A 20,870-nucleotide genomic window follows, 5' to 3' on the forward strand; every position below is an offset into this window, starting at 1 on the left:
ACCCGAGGGTTAATAAATACGTAGTGGCTATACATGAATTACTTCTCTTTAATAAAAGGTAAATCGCAAGAAATATCTCCTTGGCCGCACATCATGGAGTTTTCGAAAATGAAGATTCAATCCGTCAAAGCAGACTCTTTTGTTATGGAAGAAAACCGAGGTGTTAGGTTCATGTATGTGCTCGATGGTAAGTATTATTGGACCATAGAAAATCAAACCTTTACGGTATTCCCAAACGATCTGGTGGTAATTTTCCCGGGGCAATTATTTGGAAGTCTTACTGGAAGTTTTGAAGTTGGGACTTTTTTCTCTCTCAGATTAGAGGTAGATTTTCAAGATCAATCGGAGCTTCGATTGGGCGATTGGAGCAATATTACAGAATCAGAGCAGCGATTGATAAGTCAAATACTATCTCAAAAAGACCAATCTATTATACCTAATTTTAAACTTTTTGGAGAATTGGCTTCAAAGGTGGAAAGTGAGATGTTTGCAAACGAGGTGGGTTACAAAACCAAAATTAACAACCTTTTGGATGACATTTGGATTTGGACAGCAAGACAAATGAGTAAAAATGAAAATCAGGGAAGAATATTCCCGCAGACCTTTCATAGGCTCGACCAAATGCTCAGAGAAAACCTCGCACACCCTTGGACAGTAGAAGAAATGGCAGCCATCATTGGACTAGGAACAACCACTTTTACCGAAAAAGTGAAAGCTTTCTCTGGTTTTCCACCTCTCAATTATCTTATAAATTTACGAATTTCAGAAGCAATAAGACTAATGAAAAACTCAGACAAAAGCCTAACCGATATCGCCTTGGATACTGGATTTTATTCCTCACAGCATTTTTCAACGACTTTTAAAAAACTGACAGGATATACTCCAGGGCATTTTAGGAAAAATAAATAATTACGAAAAAAAATGGATTGCATCATAACCATAGACCTAAATACATCGGCTGTTAAGATTGCTGCTTATAATCTTGAAGGCAAGCTAGTTGCTTTCAGAAAGGGATCATTCTCCATACTATACCCACAGCCTGATTATAGCGAACAAGATCCCGAACAGGTGTTCATAACGGTTCTTTTTGTATTGAAAGATCTTATTCGTGAACAAATATTAGAAAAAAACCATCGGGTAATCTCCATCGTATTCAGTGCCGCCATGCACAGTGTTTTACCAATCGATAGTCAAGGAAATCCACTAGGAAATGCTATAATTTGGGCAGATAACAGAGCAAAAAAAGAGGCAGATATGATTAAAAAATCTGAAAATGGCGTGAAGATTTATGAGAAAACAGGCACACCTATTCATGCCATGTCGCCACTTGCCAAAATAGCGTGGCTAAAAACAACCCAGCCAGAGCGATTCAAAAAGACAAGTAAGTTTATTTCCATAAAAGAATATATCATCTATCAATTTACTAATCAGTACGTTATAGATTACAGCATGGCTTCGGCAACTGGCCTTTTCAACATCAAAGAAAAAAAATGGGAGCAAGATTCACTAGATATTTCGGAACTAAAAACATCACAGTTCTCGGACTATGTATCTGTTTTCAACGCAGACCTGAAACTTAAACCGGGACTGGCCAAATCACTTCAACTGCCCAAAAACACAAAAATAATTATAGGAAGCACGGATGGGTGCCTCGCAACATTGGGCTCTGGGGTATTTGGAGAAGGGCAAGCGACCATATCTATAAGTCATACAGGTGCGGTGAGAGTAGCTGGTAAGAAAATAATAAAAGACAAGGAAAATAGGTTTTTCAATTATGTGTTGGACGAGGAAACCTATATTTCGGGTGGACCTACCAACAATGCCGGCGTAGTTTTAGAATGGTTTGCAAGTAATTTCCGTAACCACCCCATTATTGTGGACTTTGAAGATGCCGTTGAAGACTTGTTCAAGGAAGCCACCTTGGTAAAATCAGGATCCAATGGTTTGCTATTTTTGCCCTACTTATTGGGAGAAAGAGCACCAATCTGGAACTCAAATGCCCGAGGAAGTTATTTTGGAATAAACATCAAACATCAACCGAAGCATTTTTTGCGTGCTACCATTGAGGGTATTATTTTTGAGATTTATAGCATTGGAAAAATTTTGGAAAAGTACAGGAAAATTGACAAACTGTACTTGACAGGAAAATATGCTTCCTTACCGATTTGTGCTGGAATAATTGCTGATGTATTTGGCAAACAAGTAATCGTTTCTGACGAGGCCGAAAACGTGAACAAAGGGGCAGCCTTGCTGGCAATGATAGACGAAGGAGTATTCAAAAACTTAGAAGAGGCAGCAAAAAGCATCACAACGAAAAATGTCTTTGAGCCAGTAGTGGAGAACAACGATACCTATCAAAAACTGTTTGATATATTTCAGAGACTAACCCAAAAACTGTCAGAAGAATTTGAGCTCATAGAAAAACTGCAATAATTTGGACAAAAAAACCTAGTGAATTTTTGCTTTGCAAAATGTCTTTTAAACCAACTTGGTGGTATATTCCCAATAGACTTTCTCTGAAGCATTACAAGAGGCACAATAAGGAGCCCAAGCATTGTTCTCCTGATTGATCAAAACATTCATTTGAGCAATTTCCTGTGTAATTTGACCCTTGAATACTTCAATACGGCTATCAGTGCTAAGTTTTTCCAAATCCAACAATTGAAGATAAGAATCTGTTAAAAAATACTCTGCGATAAAAATTGGAACGAATTTTCCAGCCAAAAACCGTGTAATTGTACCCTTGTTTAGCTCAATTCTATTACATTTTTGACAAACAGAACCATCCAAAATAGTTGAACAATTATTTGGCAGTTTAATCGAACGATCCTTTGCAAAACCGTAAGAAATACTCGCTAAATTGCTCAAAAGTGCGTTTTTCCAATAGCCTAGGTTTTCTCCATAATTGAGATTAATATCATTGAAAGATCCAGCTCCACCAAAAGCATCCAGATGATGCTGAGTTGACTCAGAACTTTTCCATGACTCTATGTCTTGCTGGATCCAATTGGCCCAAAAGGGCTCGTTATTGGCCGATAGGAGCTTTTGAAGTAAGTCTAGGGCCTTCAGGTAGTTATTCAATTCTTTATTTTCCATATAACTCTTGGCCTACTTTTTCATACTTGTCGCCTGCGATCCATTTTGGGGCTTTGGCTTTATTGGCAATTAATCTAGCCGAATAGATAAAAACTTGGCAGAATTTGGTCAAATAACTCATGCTCACGTTTTCTACATTATCAGCCGCTTGGTGGTAATATTTACCGATATCGGCATCAAAAGCCGTTAAACCTGGTGACATATTAGGAGCAGGGATACCCTTGGCGGCTAAGCTTACATTATCCGATCGATCAAACAAATTTTGTTCTGGAACAGGATCGTTAATGGCTTCAATACCGAAAGCTTTGCTTGCTGTCACTATTTCAGCCTCTGCATCAGTACGATTCAAACCGATGATAGTCACCTTTGTAGAATCATTATAACCAGCTCCATCGCTGTTCAGGTTGAACACACATTGTTTCAAAGGCACCAAGGGATTCTCGGCATAATATCTTGAACCTAACATCCCCACTTCCTCACCTGTATACCCAATCAGCAATATCGAGCGTTTGGTTTTTTGAGCCGCAAATGCCTTAGCTGCGGCTAAGATGGCTGTAGTACCTGTGGCGTTGTCGCGAGTTCCATTAAATATGGTATCTGATTCGGTTACTTTGCCATAATTTTTACCCGCACCAATGTGGTCAAAATGTGCTGAAAGCACTACATATTCGTTTTTGAGCTTAGGATCCGAACCTTCAATAACACCCACCACATTGTATGCTGGAACGGCTTTTTTAACCACTTCTCCGACATTCAGACTAAGCGAAGTAAGCGATTCTTTCGAAAACTGCTTGATATAAGTGCTGTTTACCCACAAATGTGGAATGTCTGCGTTATATCCCGACGAAGCCATAAGTCGTTCCCCACCAAAATTTCTCACAATAGAAGCAAATGGAAAATTAAGGTTGTACACTTGAACCAAAGCCAAAGCACCATTTTCTGCAGCAAACTTTGCCTTTTTAGTAGAGCCCGTCATGTTTTCGAAAGGTTTGTCATTGTTAGGAATTCCGAATTGACACACTACAATCTTGCCTTTCACATCCACATCTTTGTAATCATTTTGCTTATCATCAATCCAACCATAACCCACAAAAACCACTGGTATATTCTGTAATTTTGTCGCTTTACCACCCAACATCACAAAGTCTTTGCCCAACTTCAAAGTATCTTTTCCTGCATATATTTCGCCCATTTTGGCACCTTTTGAAAACTCCAATGGTACTTTTTGAAGGTAATCTTTTTGCCCCGATATTGGTTTTACACCTGCCAATCTGAACTGCTCAGCTATATACCTTGCGGCCACATTGTTGGTTACTTCTCCGGTTCTTCTGCCGAGCATTTCGTCGGAAGCTAGAAATCTCAAATGGGCCTCCACTTCAGCTTGCGACAGTTTGTATTCAGGCAGTTTGGTGAGTTTTTGAGAAAACGCAGTAATTAATGTTGAAAAGATGAGAACGAGAGTAAGTTTATTGCGAAGCATAAGGTTTTTCTTTCAAATATACAGACGAAAAACTTAATGAAAAACTATTCTATCTTTTGGCGAACTTAAAACTCCGAAAGCTTAACCAAGTTTGATTTCGAAAGGCAGACCAATAGTATTTCAAAATATTTCTAAAAAGTAATGCTTGTACCCTCGCTTTTGGAATAAAAAATAGAAAGATGCCTAGAAATCCAAAAATGGATTTGAAAACCAAAGTATTGATTACTAACAATATATGACTGGGTATTTTTTGTAATGCAGAAAAATTGTTTTCGATGTACACATGATGAGAAATTATAACCTCCGATTTGGTTAAAGCAGATGTTTCAACATTTAATCTACTTGCTCCACCATGCTCATGCACGATGTTTACCTCACAAAGCATTCGTAACAGACCTCCGGCTTCTTTGACTTTAATGGATAGCTCCACGTCCTCAAAATACATCCAATAGTCTGTATTCCAACCTCCTACTCTTTCAAACCAATCTCTAGAAATCATTACAACTGAGCCCGAAATCCAATCTGGTGAAATGGCGTTGCAGTTACAAGTGAGGCAATTGTTCTCTTTAAATTTGTTTGGAAAAAGCAATACATAAAGGCTTCTTTGCGGACCAAATAATGAAAATATGCTGGGTTTAATCTTTCTATAAGCCGATGGCCTATCGGATTGCTTACAACTTAAAATACCGACTTCGGGATTTGAGATGTATTCATAAAACATTCTCTCCAACGATGTCCTAGGGGCCAAAGTATCAGGATTCAAAAAAAGAAGAACATCTCCCGTGGCAAGTTTTGCACCGAAATTACACCCATGAGCGAAACCCCAATTCCCTTCATTTTCAACAAATAATACATTTGGAAAAAGAGAAATAAACTCAGCCAGTTTTCCATCTTTGGAGCAGTTATCTACGACAATAATCTGAAGAATGATATTATCAAAATCGTAAGAAGAAAGCAATTCTAAGTTTTTTTGGAGAATAACCCAACTCTTGTAATTTACGATTATGATGGAAAGTGAATGCATCTGCAGTTTTTGTGAGCCCAAAAATATAAAATAAATATAGAATTGATGGTGGAAGGATAACGAATGTTGAAGTAATTTTGGTCTATTAGGAAGCCTGAGGGATAGCTATTTCAATTAAAACTTGAAAAATAATAACTTATCTAGTTCTCACCCAAAGACTTTGATACAAAATTCATCAAAATGAAAATAAGTGGATTTACTTTTCTGAGAAACGCACACAAGCTTTATTACCCCATAGCTGAGTCTATAAATTCCATACTTGACCATGTGGACGAATTTGTGGTGGCCTTGGGCAAGGGAGACGAGAATGATAATTCTTTGGAAATATTACAAAGTATAAATTCACCTAAAATTAAGATAATTCATACCGAATGGGATCTAGATAAATACCCTAGCGGAACGGAGTACGCTCACCAAACCGACCTAGCCAAAGAAGCTTGCTCAGGCGATTGGCTTTTTTATCTTCAAGGTGATGAGGTAATACACGAAGACGACCTAGAAAGTATAAAAACAGCTTGCGAAAAATACCACTCCGACCATCGGATTGAGGGTTTTGTGTTCAATTACCTTCATTTTTGGGGAGATTATGGGCATTATTTTTCGGATCATTGTTGGTACAAAAAAGAAATAAGAATCATTAGAAATCTGCCTGAAGTACACTCTTGGAAAGACGCCCAATCTTTTAGATTTATTTCTGATTTTGCAGGAAACGATTATAACAGAAAGAAAAATACACGAAAACTAAACTGTATTGCTTTGGATGCCAGAATCTTCCATTATGGCTGGGTAAGACCTCCTGAGGTAATGAAAACTAAAAACGATGCGGTAATGAAAAACTACAGTCATACTTTTTGGGAAGACTTTGCGGAAAATTTTGATTACGGGAGAATGGATTATTGTAAGGTTTTTCAAGAGACTCACCCAAAAGTCATGTTGGAACGAATTAAAAACCTAGATTGGAGTAATAAGTTGAGATATGACGGACCAGTCGCCATTAATAGATCGAAAATGAAGCACGAGCGGCCCAAGTATAGAATTCTCACTTCGATAGAGGAAAATCTCCTTGGAGGTTATGTAATCGGAGGTTTTAAAAACTATCGTATCATCAAATAACCTTCATTTGACAGCTCTCAAAACCGCTTTCCTGAGAAATGGTGGCTCCACTACATTGCTACTTCCGTAATGAAAAATCATGTATTTATCAGAGAAATGATTTTTGAAACCTTTGGTTTTTAGCAATTCATCTAACTCCTTTGCATCCGATTGTCTATGGTAGGTACAAACGGCTATCCTGAGATCCTTTTGCCTCTTTATCAAGTCATTGGCACCATCAATCACTTGGGCTTCGGCACCTTCTACGTCGGCTTTAATAAAATTCACCCGCTGGTTCTCTGCAAAAAAAGTATCTAGTTTTATGCATTGCTCATTGTCGATATCTGACACGTACTTTTGCACAATCTGTACCTTTTCTTTCCAAGGCTCAAAGGTCGCTTCCAAGGCCTTTATCCAGTCTTTTTCTACTTCAAAAAGATACACCTGGCTTGCTTTTTCAATCACACTCAATGAGAAATTACCCTCTGCAGCACCCACATCTACTATTACATTGCCCTCCTTTACATCAAAATCTTCGGTAAGATATCGGTGAGGTGAATCTGAATCTTGCTCCAGCAACAAACTATTGAAATAAGTCTGTGCTTTTTTTACTTGATGACCGTTTTTGTAATACAGTTTTTTTCCCTCCCACAAGGTAAAAAGTAGACCCTTTTCTTCATCTTTTTCGATTTTAATATCAGAGGGCTTGTATTTTTCAGGAAAAGCGTATGGAAAAATATGCAGTGGGTTGCTTTTTAGAAAAGCTAAAACTTCTTTTTCTTCAAGATTCAAATCCCTACTTTCTAGATTTTTTACAATCTGATTTTTAAGTATCTCTAAGCGAATTGACCTCGGAATAAGCTTTTTGTAAATTGGAATTTTCATTCGAGAAATCTAAATTTTGACTTTAATTCTGCCCAATTTAGGCTAAATCTCCGCCAATCAAAAATTTAAGATGTTCCAAATTCAAACTTTCCCAATTTTGGCTAATTTTAAATTAATAAAATAAAAATTTGAAGTTTGCTAATTCTTGTCGTAGGCAAAGACATATTTGCTGTACCTAATGCTTTGTAATTAATCGAGATTAGAATTTTTAATACCGTAGAAAATCAAATAACCACTTAATGTAGTAGAGTCAGAAAAATCACTCAAATCATCAACATTATGAACAACTTTAAATCCGTTCAAACTAACATCATAAACTTTTGAACCATAAATAGCACCAAAATAATCTAAAATATTAGTGGCTCCAAGAGGAATAATATCCGAATATCCCTGAGTCTGAGTATTGTCATATGAAAATGAAAGAACTACCGTATCATCAACAGATGTTATAATAATTTGCGTAGTTAAAGAACTTACTAAACTTCCAGAAATATTGGAAATTTCTTGGGAATCAACACCATCTTCATTCAGACTAACTTCATATTTTGCAATACCAATAGGAACTAGGTTGAGATTACCTGTTTGGGCCGCATATATTCCTGCTTCGGTTTTAAAACTTCCATTTATATGCAGTTTCTGTTCGGGAAATTCGATTCCCAAGCCAACTCTTCCATTTTCTCTAAAATAATGTTGATTTGCACCATTATTGGTATGTAAAATTAATGGGTGATTTGACTTTGTACCCAACCAGCCAGCATTTCCGCCTATGTAAGTACCAATTTTTACAGCACCATTAGAGTGTAACATTCCGTATTTATTAGAGGAAGTGAGCGTTGTAAACTTTTCCTCTGGTTGGTCAGTACCAATACCAACATTGCCAGCAACAAAGGTTGACCCCAGTCCATTTACGATGTTGACTTGCAATCCTAAATTCTTGGGTGTTGTAATAGCATTGAACGATAAACCTCCATTTAGTCTCAATGCTCCATTTGTAATATTTTTGGAAAGAAATCCGTATTCTACTCCTGAATCATACAATCCTAAATTTCCATTCACTGAAAGTTTAGCTGCTGGAGTAGAGATTCCTATCCCCACATTGCCCGAATTCGTACTATACTGATCATTTCCTGAACTTTGCCAAGCACCACTAGAACTACCATTGGTTACTGATTGCCAAGTTGTTCCGTCCCAATACTTCATTTGATTCAGTATATTATCAAATACCATAGTACCTTTGGCCTGACCAGTTAAGGCGTTGATTTGAATTGTAGTCATCTGTGGAAATACAACACCATGTGGAGTCAAAGTGGTGTTTTGTGAAAAAGAATAACTTATTGATAATAAGAAAATTAATATTGAGAGATAATGTCTATTTTTCATAGTTTTTGTTTTTTCATCCAATTGTTAATTACTCCAAAAAAAGCCTCGGGCTGTTCAATCCAAATAAAATGTCCCGCGTTTTTGATTACCGATAGTTGAGAATTTTTAATTGCTTTTTGGATACGATTTGCATGCGAAACCTGATCACATATAAAGTCATCATCGCCTACGATAACCAAAGTAGGAACCGTAATTTTTGGCAACAAGTCCAGAATTTGCTCCGAGCCTAAGCCTCCTTTTGAGGTCATATCCCATGCTTTTTGACTGAGTTGAACGTTTTCTACTGCCATGAATTTGGGTAAATTGGCTTGGTCATGAAAATAGAAAGGCATAATATAGCCCATCTCCTCTTGAAGAGATCTTTTCATAGTATCTTGACCCAAAAGCATCTTAGACCCAGGAGCATAATAAGGTTCTGAACTACGTTTTTGAATAGCCTTAACATATTCATCCTGTGCTAGTTGATCCATACCTGCAAAAGCGGCAATGGCTATGATTCCTTTGAGATTTTTATTGTATTTAATTCCATAATTAAGCACTTGCCAACCGCCCATGGAGTGCCCAGCTATCCACACTTTATCTTGTTTTAGGTGAATTCTGAGTTGCTCGATGTCCTCAATAAAATCATCGGTTTGGTAATCTTCGGGCTTGTCCGATCCTTCAGAAAGACCAGAAGCTCGGGTATCCAACCACACAACTGTAAAGGTTTTCTCAAGCTCTGGCATCGAATTTTTGTAGGCATCAAGATTGGGTCCCCAACCCGGTGTAGGAAATATGCAAAGAGGACCATTGCCAGATACCACATAATGCAATTTTAGCCCATTGATTTTTGCAAAATGCTCACCTTTTGAAAGTGGATTTTGGGCGAGAGACTGAAGGCAAATTATGAATAGGAATAATGTTTTTTTCATGGTTATAAGATATTAATAATGAAGAATTACAGCTCCGGAAGCACCAACATTAAAATTTACGTATGAACAGCCAGCACCACCACCCGGAAATTTACCCGTAATTTCAAATAAGTTCCCTAAGCTTGATCCAATAAAACTACCAGAATTAACATCGAACTCCATGGTTATAGAATTCCCACCATTAGCAAAAGTTGGATATGTACCTCCTCCTGCTCCAGTCTTAACTATTTTTCTATAAACTCCTGCATTGGCTTGCTGAAAACTGAACTCTGCAGATTTTCCATTTTGGCCAGAAACTATCATGATAAGATTTACATCATAATTAGGGGTTTGGTCCCCACCCACTGAACTGCCAGCATTTCTGGCTGATACCAAGGTTGTATTTCCTCTTGTTAATGAATTAGAAAACTCATCGAATACTAGGTTAAGAGTTTCAACAGGGTTTACGCTTACCATTGCCTGAACATATTGTCCACCTCCTCCTCCTGAACAACGAACATCTGCTCCTATGGACGACAAAATTTGCCCATTGCCTCCATCGCCCCAAATCTCAACTAAAATTTTTGTTATACCTGCTGGAACTACAAAAGTTGTGTTTTGTGAATAAAGTTTATGATTAGTATACATGGATGATTGGCTTGCAGTCAAACCTGAAATGTAATTCCATTGGTTACCGTCATGCACCGCAAGTTTCTTTTCATCCGCATTAAAAACCACATTGCCAGCTTGTTGGGGTGGCAGTGTGCTTTGTTGTGAAGTGGAAAGTCGTGGCAGGATCAAGCTTGTAGGGCTTAATTCGGAGGCAACTTGTGCCTGAGAAAATATAGAAATAAAGAGTAGAACTAGGACTACATATTTTTGCATTGATTTGTATCATTTACAGATACAAAATTGAGGAAGAAGAGCATATTCATCAATAACATAAAAAGGTAAAAAAGTAGAGGTTTTGGGTCATAAAATAAAAAACAAGAAGAAACAATAACCCTTTTTGTGGAATGTGATATTTGTAAACGGCACTCTCCAAGCGTTAACGATAGGAGCGGCATCCTTTTTGGCCTGGCGAAGACGGACAAAAAGATATAGCGGATAGCGTGTCCCGATAGCTATCGGGACGCCCTAAATTATTCCTTCTTTGATAGCTTTGGCAACTGCTTCTGGTCCGCTCTGAACATGGAGTTTTTGGTAGGAGTTTTTGATGTGCCTCCTAACAGTCTCTACCGATATATCCAATTCAATAGAAATCATACGATAAGAGAAGCCTTTGGCCACGAGGTTGAGCACCTCTATCTCTCTGGCTGTGAGACTGTAAGTGTCTTTGGGCGATTGTTTGCGGAAAGATTGCAGGACTTTGGTGGCTATAAATGGTGACATAGGAGCACCACCAGCCAGAACTTCCCTAATGGCCTCAATGAGGCGTGTGGGTGAGTCTTTTTTGAGAATATAGCCGTCTGCACCTTTGCTCAGGCTTTCGAAGAGGTGTTCGTCTTCATCAAAAACAGTATGCATGATAATTTTAACCTCTGGAAACTTACTTTTGATCTCAAAAACGGCTTCGGTACCCAGTTTTTGGGGCATGTCTATGTCCATAATGATGACATCAGGCCTATTCAACTGAGTATTCTGCAATGCCTCTAAGCAATCACCGTATGACGACAAGAGTTGCATGCCCTCGGTAGCTTCTATTAGCATGCAAAGTAGCTGACTCAGGCGTTCGTTGTCCTCATATATTGAAATTTTCATAATCTTATTTATTTACCTCTAAGTCGCAAAAACGCTAGGAAACAATCTTTCTCTGTGTTTATAAAACCTACACCTGATTTTTTTATTAGTATTCTATATTTTTTTTACAAAATTGAACTTAAAATTTTATTCAAAAAATAACCTTATTTGAGCGGAAATTTTATAACAACCTGAGTTCCTTTCCCTATTTCTGAGTGAATAAGCAAGTGCCCGTTCAGGTCGACAGTACGTTTTTTTAGATTTTTGAGTCCATTTCTATTGGATTCTTTGGCTTTATCAAATCCACAACCGTTATCCTCAAAAACCAAGGAGAGGAAATTACCAGATAAGGAACATTTTAAACTGATTTTGGTTGATTGACTATGCTTGAGGGCATTGTTAATCAACTCCTTAAGCATGAGGTATAAGTTACGTTTGTTTTCCAAAGACATATTTTTGCCACTCAAATCATTAGACTCAAATTCGTATTGAATGTTTTGAGCCTCTATTAATTCGGACGCTTCTTTGTTGATTTTGGTAAAAAGGCTCTCTAAAGAATCATACTTTGGGTTGATATTCCAAATGATGTAGTCAATGGCAGTACCTGCTTTTTTAGCTTCCTCAGCTATCATTTGTGCAAATCCATTGTTTTTTGGGTCTTGGGTGAGATTTTGTTTTAGCAGTCCTCCCAAAATGCCAATGCTACTGAGTGATGCCCCTATTTCGTCGTGTAAATCTGCCGAAATGCGATTACGAAGACTATAAACTTTCTGAATTTGATTGAGTCTGAACTTATAAAATGCATAAAACAAGGCAAAAATAATGGCAGAAAGTAGAATTCTGAACCAAAGTGTTTCGTACCAAGCGGGTAGAATTTCAAAATTCACGATTTTGCTCTCTGAAACCCAAGGACCTGAGATTTTAGAGTATTGTATGTTCAATGTATATTTTCCTTTATTGAGATTTGGGAAAACAAAAGTCGGGTTGTTACCATTTTCAATCCAATTATCGGATACACCACTGAGTTTATATCGATATTTTGTTTTTTGAGGAGCTGCGAAATTGAGTGGAGAAAAGGAAAAACTAAGACTGTTGTCGGCTTTCTGGAATTTAAAACTGGACTTTGGCGAAACAAAAGTTGGCCTACCCAAAACCGTTACTTTACTTAAAACCAGTTCGTTGTGAACAATACCTTCATTTAAAAGATCAAAATCAACGACGGATAAGCCATTTTTATGTCCCAAAAGTAAAAGGTGTTCATCGATATAAAAACCATTTGAAACATCGTTGGAAACCAGGCCGTCAAATCGTGTGTAACGCGTGACTTTCCTCTTAGCGTCCATTAGAGCAAGGCCTTCTTTTGTACCGATCCAATAATCTCCTGCTTTACCACCGGCGATATTGAAATACTGATAGTCTGCCACAGACTCTTGGTATTGCTCTGAACCGAATTTTCCGATAATTTTACCACGGCTATTGACCTCGTTGAATCCTCCATAAGCCGAAAAAAGCAAATTTCCTGACTTTGAAAGTCCAATATTGAGGTAATAATCGCTGACAAATTCATTATGCTTATTGTTATCACTTAATTCAACGAAAGCATTGGTTTTCATATCATAAACCGCCATTCCGAAGCCTTTGGGAATCCAACCTGCAATCCAGATTTTGTTTTGGTAATAATAAACTTTCTTGAAAAGGTTTTCCTCAAAAAATGACGGGTAAGGCAACCTATTCCATGGTTTTACCTCCATATTTTTTTGGATATCCAACACCTGAAATGGCTTATTGGGACTTACCAACCATAAACGATTAAGACTATCAAGGGTCAAACTTGTAAACTGCCCACCAAGTAATTTAACCACTTTCAAGCTTGGTAACACCTTAAATAAACCCTGCTCGGCAGCCAAGAATATTTGATTGTCATTAACAAGAATTTCGTTGATTCTCCCAGAATTCTGAATATCAATTTTGTCAAACGTACCTAAACTCCGATTCCATTTCAGCATTTCTCCAGTGCTTAGCCCCAAGACGTATGCATTTGTCGAGACTTTGGCTATGGATGAAACAATGGCCTTGTCAGAAACCAATTTTTTAGGCAAATCTATAGACTGAATTACCTGTTTTTCAAAGGATTGTTTAAATATACCTTCATCCGTTCCAAGCCATATTTCTTGATTTTGGTTGACCAGAATAGCATGATAATGGAGATTTTGAGTTTCTAATTCTTCAAAATGCTGAATTGATTTGCTCTGCCTATCAAAAGCTACTAATTGTGACGGGGTAAGAATTAAAAATTGCGAACCTCTAACCGAAATGGAAATTATTGATTCATTAACTCTTAAGGTTTTCATCAATAAATGTCTATTAGGCGAATAATTAAATAGCTGTCCTTGAGCATCTCCAAGTAAAAACTGAGCAGATTTTGTGTCGAAATAAATAGAGGTAAAGTCTTGTTTGGAAGAAACCCTAATCCATTTATTGCTGCTGTAATTATATTTGCAAAACCCCATGGGACTAATGGACCATAGATTACCATTTTGGTCAAGAGAAAAAACTCCAATCCTAGGATTTTGCTGATTTTGATCTAGCACTTTGAATATTTTCAGTTTCTTCTCTGAAGGAATGTAAGTTTTAAGATGATGAAAATCTGTGGACCAAACCCATCCTTTTTTGTCAATAAACAAACCATCAAAATGATCATTGTCCGGATTAGCGTCCTTCAGGTTTGAACTTATAACCACTTGGGTGCTTCCATTCGATGTATTAATTTTTAAAAGACCCGCATTGTTACTAAACCAAATATTATCCCCAGCGTCAATGTCCATGGCATCTGGCTTTGAATTAGGGCCAAACTTTTCGAATCGATAACCATCATACTTACTGATACCGAGATTAGAATGCACCCACAAAAAACCTTGGGCATCCCTTTTTAAGTCAAAAATAGCATCGGAAGCCAAGCCATCTTTTGTGCTGATGTTTTCAAAAAATCTCTCCTGAGAATAAGCACCAAAACACGTTAAAAACAGTAAAAAATAAGAATAGAAAGTATTTTTCAAACGAATCAAAAGTTTTACAAATCAGTATGTAAACATAGAAAATTTATATTCTGGATTTGCTAAAAATCAAAAAAATACAATTTTATTTTAGAAGCTTTTTAAATTAGATAATTTATTTAGTAATAGGCAACATTGGGTTTTAAGAATACGTATAAGAGATTAGAAACAGATTAAAACCTATATGACGAGATACGAATTTCTAAAATCAGCCGGCTTCTCCGGTGCCTCTTTAATGGCTTTACTATCATGTGTAAAAACAGATGACAGTTATGTAGAAGCGTTGGTTCAAAACCCTGATGGGACTACTGGAACAACATCAGGTACGGGCACAACTTCAGGGACAACATCGGGAACTGGAACCACTTCAGGAACGACTTCTGGCACTACAACCGGAACAAACACCAACACCGGAACCACAACAGTGGCCGCCACAAATGCCGACAAGACCTTGTTTATAAGCACCGACGCCTTGAGCAAAATAACAGCAAAGCTAAAAATAGACCTCACCTCGGCCACCTATTCCAAACTAAAAACTTTAGGTGGATATGTGGTAGTGAGCAGTGCCTATGTAGTTGCTCTCTCAAAAACAGGTAAATTTATTGCTGCCACAGTGACATGTTCGCATGAACCGAAGAAAAGAATAATTTACTCAAACGAAGAATGGTATTGTACCGACCACGGTGCTAGATTTACTTTGGCCGGCAAAGGACTCAACTCAAACGCCAGCAAAGGACTCACAATTTACAACACTGCCACAGATGGCAACACACTCATAATTTATTAAAAATGAAAATATTAGCTTTAAAACTTCTGGTTCTGTCCTTTTTCAACGGAATCGTTTGGGGAGAAAATCTTGAAACAGCACAAGCCGACGCCAAGCAAAATCACAAATTGGTTTTGCTCTATTTTTCGGGTTCTGATTGGTGTGGACCATGTATAAAACTGAAGCAGGAAGTACTCGAAACATCTGAATTTCAAGATTTCGCAAAAGAGCATCTGAATTTGGTCAGGGCTGATTTTCCGAGAATGAAAAAAAATCAGCTGTCGAAAGAACAGACTGCATATAACGAGAAACTGGCCGAAAAATATAATCCAAAAGGTAAATTTCCATTGACGGTCTTGATAAACCCCGATGGCAAGGTAATCACTGAATGGGATGGCTACCCCAAAGACCTCAGCACCCAATCTATTAAAAAACAAATACTTACGCACTTTTGAATCAAAAGCTCTTTTCTAGAACACTCAGGCTAATGGGTAATAGATTCGTGATAACCGTCACAGCTGAAAACAGCGACGAAGGTGAACCACTCATCGATGAGGCTGTGGGTGAAATACAAAGAATCGAAAGTTTACTTACCACTTTTTCAGAAAACAGCCAGACCAATCAAATCAATAAAAACGTTGGTATAAAGGCGGTTAAAGTAGAGCTGGAAGTATTTGAATTGATAGAACGAGCTCAAAGGATTTCGGAACTGACGGATGGGGCTTTTGATTTGAGTTATGGCTCTTTGGATAAAAAGTTTTGGAATTTTGACAAATTGATGACCGAACTTCCCGACCCAGAGACGGCTAAAGCGAAAGTCAGACTGATTAATTTTAAAAATATAGTTTTAGATAAATCTATTTGTAGCGTTTTCTTGAAAGAAAAAGGAATGCGAATAGGATTTGGAGGAATAGGAAAAGGATATGCAGCTGATAGAGCGGCGAATTTACTAAAAAGCAAAGGCGTAAAAAGCGGAATCGTAAATGCTAGCGGCGACCTCATAACCTGGGGAAATCAACCGAATGGTGAACCGTGGACCATCTCTTTGGCCCATCCAGACCTTCCCACAAAAGCTTTCTCGAAACTGAATATCAGCAATTTGGCTGTGGCCACATCAGGAAACTACGAAAAATTCGTGGTCATTGATGGCAAAAAATATTCCCATACCATCAACCCTAAAACTGGCTATCCTGTATCTGGCATCAAGAGCGTTAGTATCATTTGCCCCATAGCCGAGCTTGCAGATGCACTGGCTACTCCGGTAACAATCATGGGCGTAGAAGCTGGTATAAACCTAATTAATCAGTTAAACAGCGTAGAATGCGTGATAATAGACGACAACAACTATGTATATAAATCAAATAATGTTAAAATCGACTAAGATGCGAAAAATACTTTCAGTCCTAAGTTTGGGCTTATTAATGGGTTCATGCGTGAGTGTAAAAGAGTACCAAAAAAGCAGGATAAACGACTCCGAGATGGAATTGGCCAACAGAAAAGTGGAGAAATTTGAGACCAATTTTTATCTCTATCGCGAAGGTGCCGCAGGTGCCAACGGTGGTAAAAGCGGGGGTGGATGTGGGTGTAATTAAAAATCGCCGGTCCTTTTATAACCACTATCAAAACATTATTAATTCGATGAAGAAAGTAATCATAAGCATAGGCATATATTGTAGTGCATTCTTAAGTGTAAATGCACAAAACAAAACCTCAGAGCTTAAACTTGCCGAGGCAAAAAAAGAAAAAACTGGTCTAAAAAGTTTGAAGATTGACGAGGTAAATCTGGTAAGCTCTTACTACTCGCAAACCGGCAATAATTCTGCCATAACAGGTGGAATCGGTACCGAAAAACTTTGGGATGCGGCCAATTCTTTAGATCTCAAGTTGTCATTTATTGACAAAAAACAAAGAACCAATTCCGTGGTTTTGGATGCAGCAATGGACTACTATTCTTCTGCATCTTCTGATATGATCGATTCCCGTTCCTTGTCATCTGCATCTATGACTGACCTCCACTTTTACCCTTCAGTCTCTTGGAGCAGAAAAGATGAGACCAAACACAGCAACTTTGGAATAAGTGCAGCATATTCTACCGAATGGGACTATGAGTCTTTTGGTGGAAACATCAGTTACAGTAAAAGTTCTAAAGACAACAATACGGAGTTGAGTCTAAAAGCAGGAGCTTTTTTTGATAAATGGATGGCTATTCTTCCCTATGAGCTTCGACCCACCAGTTATCCTTCAGGTGCTGAAGGAGACCAAGGAGGCATCGCCTTCAAAAACAGAAATTCCTACAATGCCTCGATTGGCGTCTCAAGAGTAGTTTCGAAAAGATTGCAAATGATGCTTACCGTAGAGCCAGCCTTTCAGGAAGGTTTGTTGAGCACACCTTTCCATAGAGTCTACTTTACTGACAATACCCTAAAAGTAGAAAAATTACCAGGCCAAAGGGCAAAATTACCAATGAGCGTTAGAGCCAACTATTTCATGGGCGACAGGCTGATTTTCAGGACTTTCTACCGCTACTACGTGGACTCTTGGGGAATGATAGCCCACACGGTGAGTGCCGAGACTTCGTATAAAATAAACTCATTTTTGTCTATCACGCCACATTATAGGTTTAATAGCCAAACTGCTGTGAAGTATTTTGCGGCCTACAAAAAGCACGCATTGACTGAACAATATTACACGAGTGACTATGATATTTCGGATTTCAATAGTGCATTTTGGGGTGCTGGACTAAGAATTGCACCTCCTGGAGGAATTTTGGGCAACCGATGGTGGAATTCGCTCGAGGTTCGTTATGGACACTACAACCGAACAAACGGTATGGTTTCGCATATCATATCCTTGAGTACGAAGATTAAGTAGTTTGGTTATTGGTTGATTGGTGACTAGTTGATTGGTGACTGGTAACTGGTTCTTGGTCCACTGGCAAAAGTGCTATGCAGAAGTGGTTTGTTGGTTACTAGTTGACTGGTTATTCGTTCACTGACTACAGAACTAAGCCAAATTGAGTTGTTGGTTTATTGGTTACTTGTTGACTGGTTATTGGTTCACTGGCTACACAGAGCGAAACCGTAATGGATTACTGAATGATTGGTTTTCTGACACTGAAAGGTTCCGAGGCCTATTTATGGGAGAGCGATTGATAGTTGACCTTAAAACTGAATTGTTTTACAATCTGGCGTTTATTTCAGGTCCAACTATAGTCTGAACTCACATCACTAATTCACCAATAACCAGTATACCAATAAACTAACAAACTACCCCCTGACCGCACTTCACTAATCCACCAGTTCACCAGTATATCAATAAACTAACAAACTACCCCCTGACCGCACTTCACTAATCCACCAATTCACCAGTAACTAGTAACTAACCCACTAATAACCAAACACCTATCCCCCAATCTGCCGCTTGTCAATCATTTCTCTAAAGGCTTTTTTGTAGGTATCCGAAATGGGAATGGTAGATTTATTAATAACGAGTCTGTCTTTTTCTATTTCTTCAATGGCCGCAATCGCAATTATAAAACTATTGTGGACCCTCACAAATCGCTCACTTGGTAATGAAGCCTCCAGTGATTTCATGGTCTGAAGCGAAATTATTTTTTTTTGAGGGGTGTAAATACAAACATAGTCCTTAAGCCCTTCGATATACAGAATGTCCGAGAGGTTAATTTTTATAAGTTTAGTACCGTCTTTTACAAAAATATAATCCTGATTTGCTACAGACTGCACTTCTTGAATAACGGTGGTAACAGGCTGAGAAACATTAGTTCCATCTAGCCGAGCAATACCTTTTTCCACGGCTTTCAGAAACCGCTCAAAACTAATTGGTTTCAGCAAATAGTCATACACTTCGAGTTCGTAACCCTCCAATGCATATTCTGAATAGGCCGTGGTGAGTATAATTAGGGGTTTGGTTTTGAGCAATTTTAGAAGTGTAATTCCGGTAACCTCGGGCATCTGAATATCCGAAAACAGAACATCAACAGGATTTTCTCTGAGGTATTCTAGTGCATCGAGAGCATTCGAAAAAGACTGTTTCAGCTCTAGCCTTGGCACTTTGGAGATGTAGGCCGACAAAAGATTGCGTGCAAGTGGCTCATCCTCAACTACAATACAACTATATGGGGTCATTTCTAAAAGTCTATTTTCAACGAAACTTCATAGGTTTGGTCGGTTTCTGCTTGCTCCATTACGTATTTGTTCGGGTAGCTCAATTCCAACCTTCGTTTCACATTTTGGAGGCCAATTCCCGACTTTTCCAAAATAGAATCTTTAGGCAATTTACTGTTTTTGACGATATAAACAATACTTTTTGGGAGTATTTCCACCGAAAGCTCCACATAAGAACCTTTGAAATTGTTGCTTACTCCATGCTTAAAAGCATTCTCAAGAAAAGTTATGAGAATCAAAGGCACTATCTGAACGCCTTTAGGATTACCGATCACCTCAAAACTAACCGGCACCTGATTGTCAAGTCGAAGTTTCTCCAAACTTATATAGTTCTCCATGTAAGCCAGTTCCTTCTCTAACGAAACCAAAGGATGGTTAGACTCATAAAGCATGTAACGCATCATTTGAGAGAGTTTTTCTATAACTTCCGTAGTATTTGGTGAGTTTACGGTGGCCAAGTAATACAGGTTATTCAAGGTATTAAACAGAAAATGAGGATTAATCTGGGCTTTCAAAAACCTTAATTCGGATACAAGTTTTTCATTTTCAATCTCTTTCTTCTTCGACTCAAGAGCAAACCAATCCTCCACAAACTTGAGCATACCCACAAAAATGCTTATAAAAAGTGTAACTGCTGCGTGTTGAAATATAAACTTCCCCGAATTCATAAAGCCCTTTCCTTGCTCTATAAACTCCGAGTACAAGAACCTTTTGAAGGAAATATGCAAAAAAACGATAATCACGAATGGAACAAAGAACTCTAACAAATACCTCCCAACATTTTTATGTTTCAGAAATCTCGGCAACCAAATGAAGTAATTCAGGTAACTGACAGCACCCATAAAAAGTACATGCGTTAAAGCATCGACGAGTGCTCGGCCAATGTTTATATCATCTCTATGTCTGAAAAATGTGATCTGATAGAAGAAAAAAGAGAAATACAAGCACCAAAATGACAGGTGCATGATGAGTACTCTTTTGTTTGAAAATATGGTTTTTGTTTGCATTATCTAGGTTAATAACATTCAATATTACGGTGATTTTTAAGATATTACCTTACCAATGTTACGATTTTATATATCTCAACCAAAATCATCTATAAATTGGCGTATTGGCTCGAAGAATGGCATAAACGCTCTAAAAGTGTTAAAAAGTCGTAAAACTTACCGTATTGTCGAATTATTAACCCCTTTGGTCTATTCCACACAATTTGGTCTAAACTTCTACATTTATTTTGTGTCATTATTCCACCGAAAGACATAAATCATTTAAAAAATAAC

General features: G+C 37.9%; 19 protein-coding genes. 8 read left to right on the forward strand and 11 right to left on the reverse strand.

What is annotated here, in order from left to right; all coding sequences use genetic code 11:
- The first annotated feature begins 33 nt into the window (after positions 1–33).
- Positions 34–909, forward strand: coding sequence for an AraC family transcriptional regulator (locus tag EGI31_RS04470; RefSeq protein ID WP_255035963.1), 876 nt, complete (start codon positions 34–36; stop codon positions 907–909).
- Positions 910–921: 12 nt separating this feature from the next.
- Positions 922–2,433, forward strand: a complete 1,512-nt coding sequence (locus EGI31_RS04475; protein ID WP_255035964.1) for a gluconokinase — start codon at positions 922–924, stop codon at positions 2,431–2,433.
- Between the two features lie 45 nt (positions 2,434–2,478).
- Here EGI31_RS04475 and EGI31_RS04480 read toward each other — a convergent pair whose 3' ends face one another.
- Genes EGI31_RS04480 through EGI31_RS04490 form a run of 3 tightly spaced genes read right to left on the reverse strand, consistent with a single transcriptional unit; the run spans position 2,479 to position 5,600 of the window.
- Positions 2,479–3,096, reverse strand: a complete 618-nt coding sequence (locus tag EGI31_RS04480) for a DUF6966 domain-containing protein (RefSeq protein WP_255035965.1) — start codon at positions 3,094–3,096, stop codon at positions 2,479–2,481.
- A complete protein-coding gene (locus EGI31_RS04485; protein WP_255035966.1) occupies positions 3,086–4,576 on the reverse strand; it encodes a M28 family peptidase in 1,491 nt (496 codons plus the stop codon). Before EGI31_RS04485 ends, EGI31_RS04480 begins: the two co-directional genes overlap by 11 nt.
- 49 nt (positions 4,577–4,625) lie before the next feature.
- Entirely contained in the window at positions 4,626–5,600 is a 975-nt protein-coding gene (locus tag EGI31_RS04490) for a glycosyltransferase family 2 protein (protein ID WP_255035967.1), read from the reverse strand.
- A 180-nt stretch (positions 5,601–5,780) separates the two neighbouring features.
- Between EGI31_RS04490 and EGI31_RS04495 the strand changes: the two genes are divergently transcribed.
- Complete coding sequence (locus EGI31_RS04495) at positions 5,781–6,713, forward strand: glycosyltransferase family protein (RefSeq protein WP_255035968.1); 933 nt, start codon at positions 5,781–5,783, stop codon at positions 6,711–6,713.
- A 3-nt stretch (positions 6,714–6,716) separates the two neighbouring features.
- Here the strand turns inward: EGI31_RS04495 and EGI31_RS04500 are convergent, their stop codons facing one another.
- The 6 genes from EGI31_RS04500 to EGI31_RS04525 form a co-directional block, all read right to left on the reverse strand.
- Positions 6,717–7,577: an FkbM family methyltransferase gene (locus EGI31_RS04500; RefSeq protein ID WP_255035969.1), complete on the reverse strand. Its 861-nt coding sequence runs from the start codon at positions 7,575–7,577 to the stop codon at positions 6,717–6,719.
- 189 nt (positions 7,578–7,766) lie between these two features.
- Entirely contained in the window at positions 7,767–8,957 is a 1,191-nt protein-coding gene (locus EGI31_RS04505; protein ID WP_255035970.1) for a phage tail-like protein, read from the reverse strand.
- Complete coding sequence (locus EGI31_RS04510) at positions 8,954–9,868, reverse strand: alpha/beta fold hydrolase (protein WP_255035971.1); 915 nt, start codon at positions 9,866–9,868, stop codon at positions 8,954–8,956. Before EGI31_RS04510 ends, EGI31_RS04505 begins: the two co-directional genes overlap by 4 nt.
- Before the next feature lie 12 nt (positions 9,869–9,880).
- Entirely contained in the window at positions 9,881–10,732 is an 852-nt protein-coding gene (locus tag EGI31_RS04515) for a hypothetical protein (RefSeq protein WP_255035972.1), read from the reverse strand.
- Positions 10,733–10,984: 252 nt separating this feature from the next.
- Positions 10,985–11,608 (reverse strand): response regulator, encoded by a 624-nt coding sequence (locus tag EGI31_RS04520; protein WP_255035973.1) that lies wholly within the window; start codon positions 11,606–11,608, stop codon positions 10,985–10,987.
- Between the two features lie 143 nt (positions 11,609–11,751).
- Positions 11,752–14,643: a sensor histidine kinase gene (locus tag EGI31_RS04525; RefSeq protein ID WP_255035974.1), complete on the reverse strand. Its 2,892-nt coding sequence runs from the start codon at positions 14,641–14,643 to the stop codon at positions 11,752–11,754.
- A 181-nt stretch (positions 14,644–14,824) separates the two neighbouring features.
- Here EGI31_RS04525 and EGI31_RS04530 point away from each other — a divergent pair, with 181 nt between their 5' ends.
- From EGI31_RS04530 to EGI31_RS04550, 5 genes are read left to right on the forward strand one after another with little or no spacing between them, the layout of a single operon-like run.
- The gene (locus EGI31_RS04530) at positions 14,825–15,427 is read left to right on the forward strand and encodes a (2Fe-2S)-binding protein (RefSeq protein ID WP_255035975.1); all 603 of its coding nucleotides are present in this window, start codon (positions 14,825–14,827) and stop codon (positions 15,425–15,427) included.
- 2 nt (positions 15,428–15,429) lie between these two features.
- Positions 15,430–15,861 (forward strand): thioredoxin family protein, encoded by a 432-nt coding sequence (locus tag EGI31_RS04535; RefSeq protein WP_255035976.1) that lies wholly within the window; start codon positions 15,430–15,432, stop codon positions 15,859–15,861.
- Between the two features lie 32 nt (positions 15,862–15,893).
- Positions 15,894–16,787 (forward strand): FAD:protein FMN transferase, encoded by an 894-nt coding sequence (locus EGI31_RS04540; protein WP_255035977.1) that lies wholly within the window; start codon positions 15,894–15,896, stop codon positions 16,785–16,787.
- Between the two features lies 1 nt (position 16,788).
- Positions 16,789–16,998 carry a DUF4266 domain-containing protein gene (locus EGI31_RS04545; protein WP_255035978.1) on the forward strand — a complete coding sequence of 70 codons (210 nt, stop codon included), beginning with the start codon at positions 16,789–16,791 and terminating at the stop codon, positions 16,996–16,998.
- A 46-nt stretch (positions 16,999–17,044) separates the two neighbouring features.
- Positions 17,045–18,277 carry a DUF3570 domain-containing protein gene (locus EGI31_RS04550; protein ID WP_255035979.1) on the forward strand — a complete coding sequence of 411 codons (1,233 nt, stop codon included), beginning with the start codon at positions 17,045–17,047 and terminating at the stop codon, positions 18,275–18,277.
- Between the two features lie 530 nt (positions 18,278–18,807).
- Here the strand turns inward: EGI31_RS04550 and EGI31_RS04555 are convergent.
- Together EGI31_RS04555 and EGI31_RS04560 are read right to left on the reverse strand one after the other, a co-directional pair.
- Positions 18,808–19,551, reverse strand: a complete 744-nt coding sequence (locus EGI31_RS04555; protein WP_255035980.1) for a LytR/AlgR family response regulator transcription factor — start codon at positions 19,549–19,551, stop codon at positions 18,808–18,810.
- A gap of 2 nt (positions 19,552–19,553) precedes the next feature.
- Entirely contained in the window at positions 19,554–20,597 is a 1,044-nt protein-coding gene (locus EGI31_RS04560) for a sensor histidine kinase (RefSeq protein ID WP_255035981.1), read from the reverse strand.
- Between the last annotated feature and the right edge of the window lie 273 nt (positions 20,598–20,870).

This window comes from Lacihabitans soyangensis (assembly GCF_024343775.1).
GTDB lineage: Bacteria > Bacteroidota > Bacteroidia > Cytophagales > Spirosomataceae > Leadbetterella > Leadbetterella soyangensis.

Excerpts from the sequence above, each read along its gene's own strand:
- EGI31_RS04470 (WP_255035963.1), top strand. The coding sequence starts at position 34 with ATGAATTACTTCTCTTTAATAAAAGGTAAATCGCAAGAAATATCTCCT.
- EGI31_RS04475 (WP_255035964.1), top strand. The coding sequence starts at position 922 with ATGGATTGCATCATAACCATAGACCTAAATACATCGGCTGTTAAGATT.
- EGI31_RS04480 (WP_255035965.1), bottom strand. The coding sequence starts at position 3,096 with ATGGAAAATAAAGAATTGAATAACTACCTGAAGGCCCTAGACTTACTT.
- EGI31_RS04485 (WP_255035966.1), bottom strand. The coding sequence starts at position 4,576 with ATGCTTCGCAATAAACTTACTCTCGTTCTCATCTTTTCAACATTAATT.
- EGI31_RS04490 (WP_255035967.1), bottom strand. The coding sequence starts at position 5,600 with ATGCATTCACTTTCCATCATAATCGTAAATTACAAGAGTTGGGTTATT.
- EGI31_RS04495 (WP_255035968.1), top strand. The coding sequence starts at position 5,781 with ATGAAAATAAGTGGATTTACTTTTCTGAGAAACGCACACAAGCTTTAT.
- EGI31_RS04500 (WP_255035969.1), bottom strand. The coding sequence starts at position 7,577 with ATGAAAATTCCAATTTACAAAAAGCTTATTCCGAGGTCAATTCGCTTA.
- EGI31_RS04505 (WP_255035970.1), bottom strand. The coding sequence starts at position 8,957 with ATGAAAAATAGACATTATCTCTCAATATTAATTTTCTTATTATCAATA.
- EGI31_RS04510 (WP_255035971.1), bottom strand. The coding sequence starts at position 9,868 with ATGAAAAAAACATTATTCCTATTCATAATTTGCCTTCAGTCTCTCGCC.
- EGI31_RS04515 (WP_255035972.1), bottom strand. The coding sequence starts at position 10,732 with ATGCAAAAATATGTAGTCCTAGTTCTACTCTTTATTTCTATATTTTCT.
- EGI31_RS04520 (WP_255035973.1), bottom strand. The coding sequence starts at position 11,608 with ATGAAAATTTCAATATATGAGGACAACGAACGCCTGAGTCAGCTACTT.
- EGI31_RS04530 (WP_255035975.1), top strand. The coding sequence starts at position 14,825 with ATGACGAGATACGAATTTCTAAAATCAGCCGGCTTCTCCGGTGCCTCT.
- EGI31_RS04535 (WP_255035976.1), top strand. The coding sequence starts at position 15,430 with ATGAAAATATTAGCTTTAAAACTTCTGGTTCTGTCCTTTTTCAACGGA.
- EGI31_RS04540 (WP_255035977.1), top strand. The coding sequence starts at position 15,894 with ATGGGTAATAGATTCGTGATAACCGTCACAGCTGAAAACAGCGACGAA.
- EGI31_RS04545 (WP_255035978.1), top strand. The coding sequence starts at position 16,789 with ATGCGAAAAATACTTTCAGTCCTAAGTTTGGGCTTATTAATGGGTTCA.
- EGI31_RS04550 (WP_255035979.1), top strand. The coding sequence starts at position 17,045 with ATGAAGAAAGTAATCATAAGCATAGGCATATATTGTAGTGCATTCTTA.
- EGI31_RS04555 (WP_255035980.1), bottom strand. The coding sequence starts at position 19,551 with ATGACCCCATATAGTTGTATTGTAGTTGAGGATGAGCCACTTGCACGC.
- EGI31_RS04560 (WP_255035981.1), bottom strand. The coding sequence starts at position 20,597 with ATGCAAACAAAAACCATATTTTCAAACAAAAGAGTACTCATCATGCAC.